General features: G+C 72.0%; 10 protein-coding genes and 1 pseudogene. 6 read left to right on the top strand and 5 right to left on the bottom strand.

Annotation, left to right across the window (positions count from 1 at the left end):
- Positions 1-557: PAQR family membrane homeostasis protein TrhA (trhA, locus tag AC13HU_RS16815; protein ID WP_483042682.1), on the bottom strand; the 557-nt coding region annotated here is incomplete at its 3' end.
- A 238-nt stretch (positions 558-795) separates the two neighbouring features.
- Here trhA and AC13HU_RS16810 point away from each other — a divergent pair.
- Positions 796-2652: a phosphoenolpyruvate carboxykinase (GTP) gene (locus AC13HU_RS16810; protein WP_483042681.1), complete on the top strand. Its 1857-nt coding sequence runs from the start codon at positions 796-798 to the stop codon at positions 2650-2652.
- Positions 2653-2714: 62 nt separating this feature from the next.
- Here the strand turns inward: AC13HU_RS16810 and AC13HU_RS16805 are convergent, their stop codons facing one another.
- Positions 2715-3926 (bottom strand): pyridoxal phosphate-dependent aminotransferase, encoded by a 1212-nt coding sequence (locus AC13HU_RS16805; RefSeq protein WP_483042680.1) that lies wholly within the window; start codon positions 3924-3926, stop codon positions 2715-2717.
- 115 nt (positions 3927-4041) lie between these two features.
- Here AC13HU_RS16805 and AC13HU_RS16800 point away from each other — a divergent pair, with 115 nt between their 5' ends.
- Entirely contained in the window at positions 4042-6279 is a 2238-nt protein-coding gene (locus AC13HU_RS16800) for a KAP family P-loop NTPase fold protein (RefSeq protein WP_483042679.1), read from the top strand.
- A 119-nt stretch (positions 6280-6398) separates the two neighbouring features.
- Here AC13HU_RS16800 and AC13HU_RS16795 read toward each other — a convergent pair whose 3' ends face one another.
- A complete protein-coding gene (locus tag AC13HU_RS16795; RefSeq protein ID WP_483042678.1) occupies positions 6399-7991 on the bottom strand; it encodes an N-acyl-D-amino-acid deacylase family protein in 1593 nt (530 codons plus the stop codon).
- Positions 7992-8089: 98 nt separating this feature from the next.
- Here AC13HU_RS16795 and AC13HU_RS16790 point away from each other — a divergent pair, with 98 nt between their 5' ends.
- Positions 8090-8437, top strand: a complete 348-nt coding sequence (locus AC13HU_RS16790; RefSeq protein ID WP_483042677.1) for a helix-turn-helix domain-containing protein — start codon at positions 8090-8092, stop codon at positions 8435-8437.
- A gap of 69 nt (positions 8438-8506) precedes the next feature.
- On the opposite strand, the gene AC13HU_RS16785 is transcribed toward AC13HU_RS16790, so the two are convergent.
- Entirely contained in the window at positions 8507-9790 is a 1284-nt protein-coding gene (locus tag AC13HU_RS16785; RefSeq protein ID WP_483042676.1) for an alanine racemase, read from the bottom strand.
- 290 nt (positions 9791-10080) lie between these two features.
- Here AC13HU_RS16785 and AC13HU_RS16780 point away from each other — a divergent pair, with 290 nt between their 5' ends.
- The 3 genes and pseudogenes from AC13HU_RS16780 (at position 10081) to AC13HU_RS16770 (ending at position 12550) form a co-directional block, all read left to right on the top strand.
- Entirely contained in the window at positions 10081-11154 is a 1074-nt protein-coding gene (locus AC13HU_RS16780; protein WP_483042683.1) for a sugar kinase, read from the top strand.
- Positions 11151-11885, top strand: a pseudogene (locus tag AC13HU_RS16775) (IclR family transcriptional regulator); the annotation flags it as partial. The gene AC13HU_RS16780 and the pseudogene AC13HU_RS16775, both read left to right, overlap by 4 nt.
- Positions 11886-12106: 221 nt before the next feature.
- Positions 12107-12550 carry a RidA family protein gene (locus tag AC13HU_RS16770; protein ID WP_483042675.1) on the top strand — a complete coding sequence of 148 codons (444 nt, stop codon included), beginning with the start codon at positions 12107-12109 and terminating at the stop codon, positions 12548-12550.
- Positions 12551-12679: 129 nt separating this feature from the next.
- On the opposite strand, the gene AC13HU_RS16765 is transcribed toward AC13HU_RS16770, so the two are convergent.
- A partial coding sequence (locus AC13HU_RS16765; protein ID WP_483042674.1) for a glycosyl hydrolase family 18 protein occupies positions 12680-13592 on the bottom strand: 913 nt, incomplete at its 5' end.

Below are 13592 nucleotides of genomic sequence, written 5' to 3'. Positions count from 1 at the left end.
GTGCTGTAGAGGACGCCGCCGACGAGCACGCAGACCATCACGGCGACGCCGCCGGTGCGCATGAAGTCCGGCAGGAAGAAGACCGCGACCCAGCCGAGCGCGATGTAGCAGGGCGTGTAGAGCCAGCGGGGGGCGCCGACCCAGAAGACCCGGAAGGCGATGCCGGCCAGCGCGCCGGCCCAGATCAGCCACAGCAGCAGCTCGGAGGTGGCCCCGGGGAGCAGCAGGATCGTCAGCGGGGTGTAGGTGCCCGCGATGATCAGGAAGATGTTGGCGTGGTCAAGTCGTCGCAAAATTCCGGCGCCGCGCGGGCCCCAGTTTCCGCGGTGGTAGAGCGCGCTGACGCCGAACAGGGCGCAGGCGGTGACGGTGAAGACGGCGCAGGCGATCCGCCCACGGGTGCTCTGTGCGAAGGCCGTCAGGACCACGCCGGAGATCAGCACGGCGGGGAACATTCCCGCGTGCAGCCATCCCCTGAGCTTGGGTTTTGCGGGTTTTGGCAGGTCGACCGGAGCAGCGGCGGGGGCTGCGTCGTCGGTCTCGTCCACGGCGGTCATAGCGCGGATCTTACCTACGCGACCGTAAGTTACCCATAAGTAATGTTACCGCCTTCCGTGTGGTGATGCTCACGCTGGGTGGTCTGGACAGAATCATTTGGTCGGGACCACACTCATATGAGTGCGGTCGGCACCGGATGAGCACTCCACGAACGCGTCCGGGCCGCAGCCCCCAAGGGGCCGAGACAACACCCTCACAGCACGCCGGTCTGTGCGGACCCGGCGGGACGGAGCGATCGTGGCGCGCGGCAATGCGGCTCCCACCAACCATCAGGAACTGATCAACTGGGTCGGCGAGATCGCCGAACTCACCCAGCCCGACGAGGTCGTGTGGTGCGACGGCTCCGAGGAGGAGTACCACCGCCTCGCCGGGGAACTCGTCGCCAAGGGCACCTTCACCAGGCTCGACCCGACCCTGCGCCCCAACTCGTACTACGCGGCCTCAGACCCGACCGACGTGGCGCGGGTCGAGGACCGGACCTTCATCTGCTCGCGACGCGAGGCCGACGCGGGCCCGACCAACCACTGGAAGGCGCCCGCCGAGATGCGGGAGATCTTCACCGGCCGGAAGGGTGACGGCGCGTCCGCCGACGAGGGCGGCGACGGCAGCGAGGGCGGCCTGTTCCGCGGCGCCATGCGCGGCCGGACCATGTACGTGGTGCCGTTCTGCATGGGCCCGCTCGGCTCGGAACTGTCCGCGATGGGCGTGGAGATCACCGACTCCGCCTACGTCGCGGTGTCCATGCGCACCATGACCCGGATGGGCCGCCCGGTGCTGGACGAACTCGGCACCGACGGCGCCTTCGTCAAGGCCGTGCACTCCGTCGGCGCCCCGCTGGTCGACGGCCGGGCCGACGTGCCGTGGCCGTGCAACGCGACCAAGTACATCTCGCACTTCCCCGAGGACCGCGAGATCTGGTCGTACGGCTCCGGCTACGGCGGCAACGCGCTGCTCGGCAAGAAGTGCTACGCGCTGCGGATCGCCTCGGTGATGGCCCGCGACGAGGGCTGGCTCGCCGAGCACATGCTGATCCTGAAGCTGACGCCCCCGCGCGGAGCGGCCAAGTACGTCGCGGCGGCCTTCCCGTCGGCCTGCGGCAAGACCAACCTCGCCATGCTGGAGCCCACCGTCTCCGGCTGGAGCGTGGAGACCATCGGCGACGACATCGCCTGGATGCGGTTCGGCGCGGACGGCCGGCTCTACGCGATCAACCCCGAGGCCGGCTTCTTCGGCGTCGCCCCCGGCACCGGCGAGCACACCAACGCCAACGCGATGAAGACCATGTACGGCAACTCGATCTTCACCAACGTCGCCCTCACCGACGACGGCGACGTGTGGTGGGAGGGCATGACCGAGCAGCCGCCGGCCCACCTCACCGACTGGAAGGGCAACGACTGGACGCCGGACAGCGGTACCCCGGCCGCCCACCCCAACGCCCGCTTCACCGTGCCGGCCGCCCAGTGCCCGATCATCGCGCCCGAGTGGGAGGACCCCAAGGGCGTGCCGATCTCGGCGATCCTCTTCGGCGGCCGTCGCGCCTCCGCGGTGCCGCTGGTCACCGAGTCTTTCGACTGGCAGCACGGCGTCTTCCTCGGCGCGAACGTCGCCAGCGAGAAGACCGCCGCCGCCGAGGGCAAGGTCGGCGAACTGCGCCGCGACCCGTTCGCGATGCTGCCGTTCTGCGGCTACAACATGGGCGACTACTTCGGCCACTGGGTCGAGCTCGGCAAGGAGCACGACCCCGCGAAGCTGCCCCGGATCTACTACGTCAACTGGTTCCGCAAGGACGCCGACGGGCACTTCGTGTGGCCCGGGTTCGGTGAGAACAGCCGCGTGCTGAAGTGGATCGTGGAGCGGCTCAACGGCCAGGCGGAGGGGGTGCGCACCCCCATCGGTGTGCTGCCGGCCGAGGGCGCCCTCGACACGGACGGGCTGGGCCTGTCCGCGGCCGACCTGGAACTTCTGCTCACGGTCGACCCGGAGATCTGGCGCGAGGAGGCGGCGCTCATCCCGGCCCACCTGGAGACCTTCGGGGACCACACCCCGCCCGAGCTGTGGGCGGAGTACCGCGCCCTGGTCGAGCGGCTGGGGTAAGCGATCAGGGGCGCGGGGAAGACCCCCGCGCCCCTGCGAAACAGCCCTTACGGCTGGAGTTCTTACGGCTGGCCGTAACCGTCGAGGAAGCGGCCGATCCGGCACACCGCGTCGCGCAGGTCCTCCGCGCGCGGCAGCGTGACGATGCGGAAGTGGTCCGGCTCGGGCCAGTTGAACCCGGTGCCGTGCACGATCATGATCTTCTCCGCGCGCAGCAGGTCCAGCACCATCTGCCGGTCGTCCTTGATCTTGTACACCTGCGGGTCGAGCCGCGGGAAGGCGTACAGCGCCCCCTTCGGCTTGACGCAGCTGATGCCGGGGATCTCCATCAGCGCTTCGTACGTGGCGTCGCGCTGCGCCCGCAGCCGGCCGCCGGGCAGGACCAGGGAGTTGATCGACTGGTGGCCGCCGAGCGCGGTCGCGATGGCGTGCTGCGCCGGCATGTTCGCGCACAGCCGCATGTTCGCGAGGATGGTCAGGCCCTCGATGTAGCTGCCGGCGTGCTTCTTCGGGCCGCACACCGCCATCCAGCCGCTGCGGAAACCGGCCACGCGGTACGCCTTCGACAGGCCGTTGAAGGTGAGCGTGAGCAGGTCGGGGGCGAGCGCGGCGGTGGGGGTGTGGGTGGCGTCGTCGTAGAGGATCTTGTCGTAGATCTCGTCGGAGCAGACCACCAGGCGGTGCCGGCGGGCGATGTCGGTGATGCCGCGCAGCAGCTCGTCGTCGTAGACGGCGCCGGTGGGGTTGTTCGGGTTGATCACCACGATCGCCTTGGTGCGGTCGGTGACCTTGCGTTCGATGTCGGCGAGGTCCGGCATCCAGTCGGACTGCTCGTCGCAGCGGTAGTGCACCGCGGTGCCGCCGGCCAGCGAGACCGAGGCGGTCCACAGCGGGTAGTCGGGGGCGGGGACCAGCACCTCGTCACCGTCGTCGAGCATCGCCTGCATCGACATCTGGATCAGTTCGGACACGCCGTTGCCGAGGTAGATGTCGTCGACGTCCAGCGGGATGCCCTTGGTCTGGTAGTGCTGCATCACCGCGCGGCGCGCCGAGAGCAGCCCCTTCGCGTCCCCGTAGCCATGCGCGTCACCGAGGGTGCGCAGCATGTCCTCGAGGATCTCCGGCGGGCAGTCGAACCCGAAGGGCGCCGGGTTGCCGGTGTTCAGCTTCAGGACGCGGTGGCCGGCCGCCTCCAGCCGCATCGCCTCCTCAAGAACCGGACCCCGGATCTCGTAACAGACGTTTGCGAGCTTCGTGGACTGAATCACCTGCATGCCGGTCACCTTACGGCGGCGCAACCCGAGCCGCGCGGTGTTTTTCACCACGTGGACACCGGACGGATTTCGCCGGGACCGCACCACGGGCGGGCCCGGCTGGGACACTCGGGGGATGGCGATCCAACCGCCGCACGGCAACCGCCCCTGGCCCGCCGTGCCCGGCACGGTACGGATGGGGGAAGGCGCCCGCAGCGGGCTGGTGCTGCTCAACGACGAGCCGGTGGCCGGCGCCGCCGACGACGAACTGGGCGCCCGGTGGGTGGCGGAGCAACTGTCCGCGCTGCTGCTGGCCTCCCGGCGCTCCACGCCCTTCACCCTCGCGGTGGAGGGCGGCTGGGGGATGGGCAAGAGCAGCCTGATGCGGCTGGTCGACGCCAAGTTGCAGGACACCGGCGGCGTGCACACCGTCTGGTACAACGCCTGGAGCTCGACCGGGGCCGATGCGCTCGAAGGGCTGATCAAGTCCGTGCTGGCGCAGTTCGACCCGAACATCCTGCGCCGCGCGCTGCGCCGGTTACAGAGCGGCAGCGGCCTGGCCAGGGTGGCCCGCGCGCTCACGCTGGTGGCCGCGGGGCCGCTGGGCGTGGCGGGCATGGTGGACGCGCTGTGGCGCGCGCTGTCGGTGGACGCCACCGCGCGCAACCACATGCGGGACGCGCTGCGGAAGATGGTGGCGGACTGGACGGCCGCGCCGCACCCGGGAGCCCCCGGCCGGCTGCTGGTGATCTTCATCGACGACCTCGACCGCTGCTCCCAGGAGACGGTGCTCGCGCTGTGCGAGGCGCTCAAGGTCTACCTGGACGTGCCCGGCCTCGCCTTCGTGATCGGCTGCGACCGCGAGGCGATGAGCGAGGAAGGCATGCTGCGCAGCCTCACGCCGGCCGGCGTGGCCTTCATGGAGAAGATCTTCCAGACCAGCTACCGCATCCCCGCTCCCGGCAACCACGACATCCAGCAGTACGTGTGGAGCTGCGCCGGGCGGGCCGGCATCGCCGACCTCCTCGACCAGCAGCTGGTGGAGCTGCTGGGCAATCGGGCCGCCCGCAACCCCCGCCGGGTGAAGAGCCTGGTCAACAGCTTGCTGCTGGAGGCGAACCTCAACCCGAGCTGGTTCGACCTGAGCACCGAGGCGGTCATCATCACGGTGCTGCTCCGGTATCTCTACATCGACTTCTACCGGCTGATGACCGCGCAGAACGAGCCCGGCTCGCAGCCCGAGGTGGTGGACACGTTCTTCGAGTACTGCGTGGTCCGGGCGCTGCTGCGGGCCGGTTCGCACTGGTCGTCCCGCGACTCGGCGCGGGTCGACGGCTTCCTGGCCCGGTACTCCATGGCGCTGCCGCAGGGCGAGGACCAGCACGACCGCGAGGGCGCCCTGCGCAGGCTGGAGGGCGAACTGCCGGACCAGTTCCCCGTGTTGGCCATCGACCAGACGTTCGTGTCGCTGCTGCACGCGCTGCGGACGCTGGACGGCGCGGAACTGGTGCTCCAGCGGCTGCGGGAGGGGATGGACCGCCCGCCGGAGCCGGAGCCGGAGCCGGCGCCGCCCGCGCTGCCATCGCCCGTGCCGCAGTCGCCCGCGCCGACATCGCTGCCGCCCGCGCCGGAGATGGTGGGGCTGCCGGACAGCGGCGGGCCGACGACACTGCCGCGGCCGGGCGGGCAGCCCGGTGCGGGTGTGCAGCCTGGACAGGGCGCGCCGAGCGAACGGTCCAGCGGGGAACGGGTGAGCGGCGACCGGCCGGGTGGGGAGCGGTCGGCGAGCCCGCCGCCGTCGCCGCGCACCGCGACGCAGCAGTCCGCGGCCAGGCCGGCCAGGCCGGCCAGGCTGGCCTGGCCGGTCAATCCGGTCAGCCCCGTGCTCGACCCGCAGGACACCGAGACCTTCCCCGTGGAGTACCCGCTGCCGGCCGGGTACGCCCAGCGGATGTCGTCGTCGCGCGCGGATATGGAGGGGCGGGCCGCCCGCCCGCCGGTCGTCGTGATGGTGGGCTTCACCTCGACCACCGCGGGGGCGGTCGGGTTCGCGCTGCGCCGCGGCGGTCTTGACCACGACTTGGCCTTCTACGAAGTGCTGTGGCCCGACGTGCTGGCCCGCGGACCGCAGGCCGTGCTGTGCCACGTCGCCGCGTTCGGCACCCCCGGCCGGGGCTTCGAGCTGATCCGGGCGGCCCGGAGTCAGGGATACCGGGGCGTGGTCGTCTTCTACACCCCGACGCTGACCCCGAACGAGCGGCTGGCCGCCGACCAGCTCGACGCCGGCATCACCAACGACCCCGACCGGGCGGCCGGCCTGCTGCGGGCCGCGCTGCAACGGCAGCCGGCCGACCCGCCCGCTGCTTCCGGCTGAGCGGCTCCGTCGATGCCGGATGCCGGATGCCGGATGCCTGACGCCCGGTGCACCGTGCCTGACGCCTGACGCCTGACGCCCGGTGTCCGACGCCCGACACCCGCGGTTCCGCTCCCGCTTCACGCGTGGTGGCCGCCGCGCGCCGGCGACCTGCGGACCGAGCGCCCGGCGAGTACCCCCGTACGCCGCCCGTCGGTCATCACGAACCGCCCGTCCACCAGCACGTACGGAATCCCCGTCGGCAGGGTGCGCGGGCGGTCGAAGGTGGCGCCGGACGCGACCGTGTCCGGGTCGAAGAGCACCAGGTCGGCGCGGTAGCCGGTGCGGACCAGGCCGCGGTCGGGCAGTCGCAGCCGGGCCGCGGGCCGCCCGCTCAGGTGTGCCACGCACTCCTCCAGCGTCAGCACGCCCAACTCCCGTACGTAGCGGCCGAGATACGCGGGGAAGGTGCCGTAGGCGCGGGGGTGCGGTTTGGCGCCGCGCAGGATGCCGTCGGAGCCCGCGGTGTGCGCGCGGTGGCGCATGATCGTACGGACGTTGGACTCGTCGCCGACGTGTTGCAGGATCGTGGTGCCCAGGCGGTCGGCGAGCAGGAGGTGGCGGGCGGTGGGCCAGCCGGCCACCCGGGTGCCGATGCGGGGGGACAGGGCGGGGTCGGTGACGCCCGAGATCTCGATGGTGGACCAGTCGACGGGCACCCCGTGGCAGCCGTCGGAGCCCTCGTCCTCCAGGGCACGGCGGATGGCCTCGGCCGCGGTGTCGTCCCGCAGCCGTGCGAGGGTGGCGTCCGGGCCGCCCTCCGCGGCCCAGCTCGGCAGCAGCGCGACCAGGGTGGTGCAGCCCGGGGTGTACGGATACGTGTCCAGGGTGACGTCGACGCCCGTGTCCAGGGCGCGGTCGAGCAGGGCCAGCAGTTCGGGGGCGCGGCCGGTGTTCTCGTCGAAGTTCATCGTGGCGTGGGCCAGGTGCAGGGCGCACCCCGACTCCCGGGCGAGCGTGATCATCTCCTCGTACGCGGTCAGCGCGCCGGCGCCGTACGACCGGTGGTGCGGGCAGTAGTAGCCGTCGTAGGCCGCCACCACCCGGCACAGCTCGGTCAGTTCACAGTCCGAGGCGTACATCCCCGGGGTGTAGGTGAGCCCCGACGACATCCCCACGGCGCCTTCGGCGAGGCCGCGCGCGACCTCCTCCTTCATCCGGTCCAGCTCGCGCTCCGACGGCGGCCGGTCCGCCCAGCCCATCACCATCGCGCGTACGGTGCCCTGGGGTACCAGGTAGGCGGCGTTCACCGCGATGCCCTGGTCCAGCCGGTCCAGGTAGTCGCCGACGCCGCGCCAGGTGAACTCCGCGTCGGCGCCCGGGCCGTTCCACCCGGCGATCTGGGTGCGCAACTCCTTGAGGGTGACGTCGTCGACGGGGGCGTAGGACAGGCCGTCCTGCCCCAGTACCTCCAAGGTGACGCCCTGGGCCGCCTTCGCCTCGTGCGCGGGGTCCTCCAGCACGGCGAGGTCGCTGTGCGCGTGCATGTCGATGAAGCCCGGGGCCAGCGCCAGCCCGTCCGCGTCCACCACGAGCCGCCCGCCGAGCCGCGCCCCGCCGTCCCGCTCCCGCCGGATCTCCGTGATCCGCCCGCCGTCCACCCCGACGTCGGCACGGTACGAGTCGCCACCCGACCCGTCCACGACCCGCGCTCCGCGTACCACCAGCTCCATGAGCAGCTATCTTCCCCTACCGTGCAAACAGGTCCGGACCAGCGTGTGCCAGCAGGCACGCCTTGCCGTGGGTACACCGGCGAACCGGAGGAGTAGAGATGGCCAAGGAGGCCCCGCAGGACTGGTCGGTTCTGGCGGACGAGCTCCATGCGGCAGGCGTCGGCCCGGCCGAAGTACGTTCCGGCGCACGCTTGTTGCTGGCACAGGCGCGCGGTCGGCAACTGGCCGAGACGCGCACACAGCACGGCCTCGCCCAGCGTGACATCGCGGCTGCGATGGGTGTCAGCATCGCCCGCGTCTCCCAGATCGAACACGGCGAAGCCGCCACGCTCGATGTCGTCGCCCGCTACGTCGAAGCGCTGGGCGGCCGACTCGACCTGGTTGCCGACTTCGGTGACCACACCGTTCGTCTGCCCGCGGGCGGCGAGACGGGTGCGGCTGCCTGAACGATTCCGGCGGGTGGCCCGCCCCTGCCGCCGGGCCGTTCGGGTGGCAGGGGCGGGCGTACCGGCGGGTCAGAAATACGTGCGGACGTATGACGTGACCGTGCCGTCCGCCCGGGCTACCGGGATGAGCACCCACTTGTCGAACGTGGTGCACGGGTGGGAGACGCCGAGCGCCACCCAGTCGCCGACCTCCAGGCCGTCCTCGGGCGGGACGCGCAACCAGGCGTGCTGGTCGGAGAGTTTGACCACCTCCAGCCCGTCCGGCGCCGGGCGCACCGCGCCGTCGCGGGCGGAGCGGACCGTGCGGGGCGTCGGCAGCCCGAGGTCGTAAGGGGCGTCCCGCTTGCCCGCGTTGAGGAACGCCTGGTCCGGTGCCGGCCGGGAGACGACCTGTGCCCACAGCCGGAAGGCGGGTTGCAGGTCGCCGTCGTCCGGCACCCGGTTGAACGGGGTGATCCGCCGGTAGTGGTCGTCGTCATGGGTGACGTACGCCCCCGAGCGCAGCAGCCGCAGCACCGGCCGGGACAACTCCGGTACCTCCGCGAAGACTTCCGCGACCGCGTCGAACCACGCGGAGCCGCCCGCGCTCACCACGATCCCGGTGGCGTCCGCGAACCGGTCGGCCCGGTCCAGCGTCTCGGCGAGCGCCACCAGCCGGCGCAGGTAGGCCCGTACCCGCTCCGGATCGGCGTCGGGCACCTCGCCCTCGTACCCGGCCACGCCCACCAGCCGCAGCGTGCCGGCCGCCGCGACCGCCGCCGCGACCGCCTCGGCCTCGCGGTCGGTGCGCACGCCGGTCCGCGCGCCCGGCCCGGCGCCGAGTTCCACCACGACGTCCAGCTGCCGTCGTACGCCGGCCGCGCGCAGCGCCGCGTCCATCAGCTCGACCCCGCGCAACGAGTCGACGTAGGCGACGAGTTCGAAGTCCGGGTCGGCGTCCAGCTCCGCGCCGATCCAGCGCAGCGCGGCCGCGTCCACCAGCTCGTTGGCGAGGAAGATCCTCGGCACCCCGAACGCCCTTGCCACCCGCACCTGGTGCGGCACGGCCAGGGTGATCGCCCAGGCGCCGCGGGCGAGTTGGCGGGCGAAGAGCTGCGGCGCCATGGAGGTCTTGCCGTGCGGCGCGAAGACCAGGCCGTACTTGGCGGTGTACTCCTCCAGCGCCGCCAGGTTGTGCTCCAGGGCCTCCTCGGACAGCACGAGCAGCGGCGTGCCGAAACCGCCGTCGAACAGGCTGCGGCGCTGTGCGGCCAGCTCGCCCACCGTCAGCCCCTCGGCGTCCGGCGGAAGCCCCTTGAAGCGATGGTCTACCCGCTCGCCGTCCAGTGCCGCGATCCGCTCGTCGATGTCCATCCACCCTCCCGGAAGCGGCCCGGTCGTGCCGGGGCCGCGTCGTACGGTCGTTGCATCCTGTGCAACGACCGTTGCGTATTCTGTTTCCAGCTGTCTAACATCCTGGTCGGCGCGGGGTCAACGGCGTCCGGACCGGCCGGCCCGGCAGTACCCCGGCTCCGCTCCGGCCCCGTCCGCCCGCCCGAGCCCGTACGGAACCCGTACCGAGCCCGTACCGACGAGGAGCGGAGACCCGCGTGACCGCAACGCCGAGTGCCGAACGTGTCGATGTCGTCTGCCTGGGCGAGTCCATGGTGACCTTCGTACCCTCCCGGCCCGGACCGCTCGCCGACGTCCCCTCTTTCGCCCGTGCCATCGGCGGCGCCGAGTCCAACGTGGCCTGCACGCTCGCCCGCGCCGGGCACACCACGAGTTGGGTGAGCCGGGTCGGCGCGGACGGCTTCGGCGACCACCTGGTGGACACCATCGCTGCCGCCGGCGTGGACGTCGGCGCGGTGCAACGCGACCCGCACCGGCCCACCGGCGTCTACTTCCGCACCGCGCAGGAGCGCGCCACCACCGTGGCCGGGCCGTCCGGCCGCGCCGAGGTCGTCTACTACCGCAAGGGCTCGGCCGCCTCCGCGCTGTCGCCCGCGCTGGTCCGCCGGAGCGACGTGTGGGCCGGCCGGGTACTGCACCTGACCGGCATCACCCCCGCGCTGTCCGCGACCTGCCGCGCCCTGATGGGCCGCCTCACCCACCGCGAACCGGGCCGCCCGCTGGTCTCCTTCGACGTCAACCACCGCCCCGCGCTGTGGCACGGCGCCGACCCGTGGCAGCTCGCCGAACTGGCCCGCGGCTGCGACCTGGTCTTCGTCGGGGAGGACGAGGCACAGGCGGCGTGGGGCCTGCCGGACGCCGACGCGGTACGGGCCGCGCTGCCGGAGCCGGCGGTGCTCGTGGTCAAGCAGGGCGCGGCCGGGGCGACGGTGTTCACCTCCGCAGGGGCGGAACTTCCGGGTGGACTGGGCGACTTGGGCGATCTGGGTGACGCGGGCGGCTTGGGCGGCGCGGGCGGTCCGGGCGGGGGCGGCATCCGGCTGCAGGTGCCCGCGCCCGCCGTGGACGTGGTCGCGCACGTCGGCGCGGGCGACGCCTTCGCCGCCGGGTTCCTGTCCGCGACGCTGCGCGGGCTGCCGCTGCGGGACCGGATGCGCCACGGTCACCTGCTGGCCGCCGCCGCCCTGACCGTGCCCGACGACCTGGCGGTGCCGCCGGACCGGGCCCGTACCGACGCGTTGGCCGCGCTGGACGACGCGGCATGGGGCAGACTGCGGCTGGGCCCGGGATGGACGCGGGAGTCGGGCGGAGAGGTGCCGGGATGAGCCAGACCGTGGACCGGGCGCTGAGCATCCTGCCGCTGCTCGCGGAGGGGCCGGCCGGGCTCGAACAGGTCGCCGCGCGGCTCGACGTGCACAAGTCGACCGCGCTGCGGCTGCTGCGCACCCTGCACGAGCACGGCCTGGTCTACCGCCAGCAGGACCAGCGCTACCGGCTCGGCGCCCGGCTGTTCGCCCTCGCCCAGCAGGCCGTCGAGGCGCTGGACATCCGCGAGATCGCCCACCGGCACCTGGCCGCGCTCAACGAACGCACCGGCCACACCGTGCACTTGGCGGTGTACGAGCAGGGCGAGGTGGTCTACATCGACAAGATGGAGAGCCGCTACCCGGTGCGGATGTACTCCCGGGTCGGCCGGCCGGTCGCCATCACGGTGGCCGCCGTCGCCAAGCTGCTCCTCGCCGACCTGCCGGAGCCCGAGCGGCGGGCGGTCGCCGAACGGCTGGACTACCCCCGCTACACCGCCCGTTCGACACCGGACGCGGCCGCGTTCCTCGCCGAACTGGCCCGGGTGCGCGAGCAGGGCTGGGCGAGCGACCTCGGCGGCCACGAGGAGTCCATCAACTGCGTCGGCGCGCCGATCCACGGCCCGGACGGCCGGGTCTGCGCCGCGATGTCGCTGTCCGCGCCCAACGTGGTGGTCGGCGCCGACGAACTGCTGCGGCTTCGCCCGCTGATCCTGCGTACCGCGCACGCGGTGGGCGAAGAGCTGTGCGGCAGGAACGGGAGCGAGCGCGGTACGCAGGATCAGCGGGAGGATCGTGCCGAACCCGGCCGGCGCGCTGCCGCTTCCGGCGGACCCGAGGAGCCGGCCGGACCCGCGACTTCCTTCCGCCCGGCCGACCCCGACGGCCCGTCGCACGGGTCTCATGATCCGCACGACTTGCACGACCCGCACGACTCTCACCACGACGAACCGAACAACGAGGACACCGAAGCATGAGCGACCAGCCCGAGACCGGCACCGACCGCCTTCCGCGCCTGCCCAAGACGGCGATCACCCCGCCCACGCACACCGCGCCGCCGGCGAAGTTCTCGCACGGCGTCCGCAAGGGCAATATCCTCCAGGTCGCCGGCCAGGTCGGTTTCCTGCCCGCCGTCGAAGGCCAGGCCCCGACCCCGGCCGGGCCGACCCTGCGCGAGCAGACGCTCCAGACCCTCGCGAACGTCCACTCCGTGCTGACCGCCGGCGGCGCGAGCTGGGAGGACGTGGTCATGGTCCGCGTCTACCTCACCGACACCGCGCACTTCGCCGAGCTGAACGACCTCTACAACGCCTACTTCGCCGATCTCGAAGAGCCGCCCGCGGCCCGCACGACGGTCTACGTCGGCCTGCCCGCGGGCCTGTTGATCGAGATCGACGCGCTGGCCGTACTGGGCTGAACCGCCGCTTTCCAACGGCGAAGGGAGCGCCCCCGGTTGGGGACGCTCCCTTCGTGCTGAACGTGCTGAACGTGCTGAACGTGTTGAACGTGCTGAACGTGTTGGCCGTGCCGGTCGGTGCTGTTGTGCTTACGACATCGCGTGCACGTGGGCGCCCACCGTGTTGGACCAGGAATTCCCGTTGGAGGCATCCCAGTTCGTGGACCAGGTCATGGCGCCACGGATGGTGGGCCACTTGGCCGACGGGTGGAAGGTGCCGCAGTTGGTGCCGCTGGCAAGGCAGTCGAGCGCGTTGTCGACCACCGACGGGGAGACGTAGCCGGAGCCGGCCGCGCTGGTGGACGCGGGGGTGCCGATGCCGACCTGGGACGGGTCGAGGCCGGCCTGGATCGCGGTGCAGGCCAGCGTGGTGATGAAGTCCACGGTGCCCTCGCTGTAGACCCCGCCGTCGCAGCCGTTCATCGAACCGCTGTTGTAGTACTGGGTGTTGACGACGGTGAGGATGTCCTTGATGTTCAGCGCGGTGGCCAGGTAGTCACTGGACGGCGACAGCATGTCGATGGTCTGTGGCGCCATCGTGATGATCAGCCCCGAGCCCGCCTTCGAGCTGAGGCTGTGCAGCGCCTGCGACATGTAGGTCGGGTCGATCCCGTTCTCCAGGTCGATGTCCACGCCGTTGAAGCCGTACGTCTGCATCAGGGTGTAGACGCTGTTGGCGAAGTTCGTCGCCGAGGTGGAGTCGCGCACCGAGATGGTGCCGTCCTGGCCGCCGACGGAGATGACCACCTTCTTGCCCGCCGCCTGCTTGGCCGCGATGTCCGCCTTGAACTGCGCCTCGCTGTAGTTGAGCGACGGGTCCAGGGAGAAGGTGACCGCGCCGGGCGTGGTGGTGGCGGTGGCGAAGGCCACGGCGATGATGTCGTACTGGTCCTGCACCTGCGCGATGGTCTGCACGGTCGCGCCGTTGGAGAAGTCCTGCCAGTAGCCGGTCACCGCGTGCTTGGGCAGGTCGCCGGTCGGCGGGCTGGTGGGAGGCGTGGTG

It is taken from the genome of Streptomyces sp. NH27 (assembly GCF_056859195.1).
Note: the sequence above shows the minus strand (reverse complement) of the source record. Positions and strands in the feature narration are given on the sequence as shown.

Bases quoted from the DNA above. Each gene is read 5' to 3' on its own strand.
- AC13HU_RS16770 (WP_483042675.1), top strand. From the start codon at position 12,107: ATGAGCGACCAGCCCGAGACCGGCACCGACCGCCTTCCGCGCCTGCCC.
- AC13HU_RS16795 (WP_483042678.1), bottom strand. From the start codon at position 7,991: ATGGAGCTGGTGGTACGCGGAGCGCGGGTCGTGGACGGGTCGGGTGGC.
- AC13HU_RS16780 (WP_483042683.1), top strand. From the start codon at position 10,081: ATGGTGACCTTCGTACCCTCCCGGCCCGGACCGCTCGCCGACGTCCCC.
- AC13HU_RS16790 (WP_483042677.1), top strand. From the start codon at position 8,090: ATGGCCAAGGAGGCCCCGCAGGACTGGTCGGTTCTGGCGGACGAGCTC.
- AC13HU_RS16785 (WP_483042676.1), bottom strand. From the start codon at position 9,790: ATGGACATCGACGAGCGGATCGCGGCACTGGACGGCGAGCGGGTAGAC.
- AC13HU_RS16805 (WP_483042680.1), bottom strand. From the start codon at position 3,926: ATGCAGGTGATTCAGTCCACGAAGCTCGCAAACGTCTGTTACGAGATC.
- AC13HU_RS16800 (WP_483042679.1), top strand. From the start codon at position 4,042: ATGGCGATCCAACCGCCGCACGGCAACCGCCCCTGGCCCGCCGTGCCC.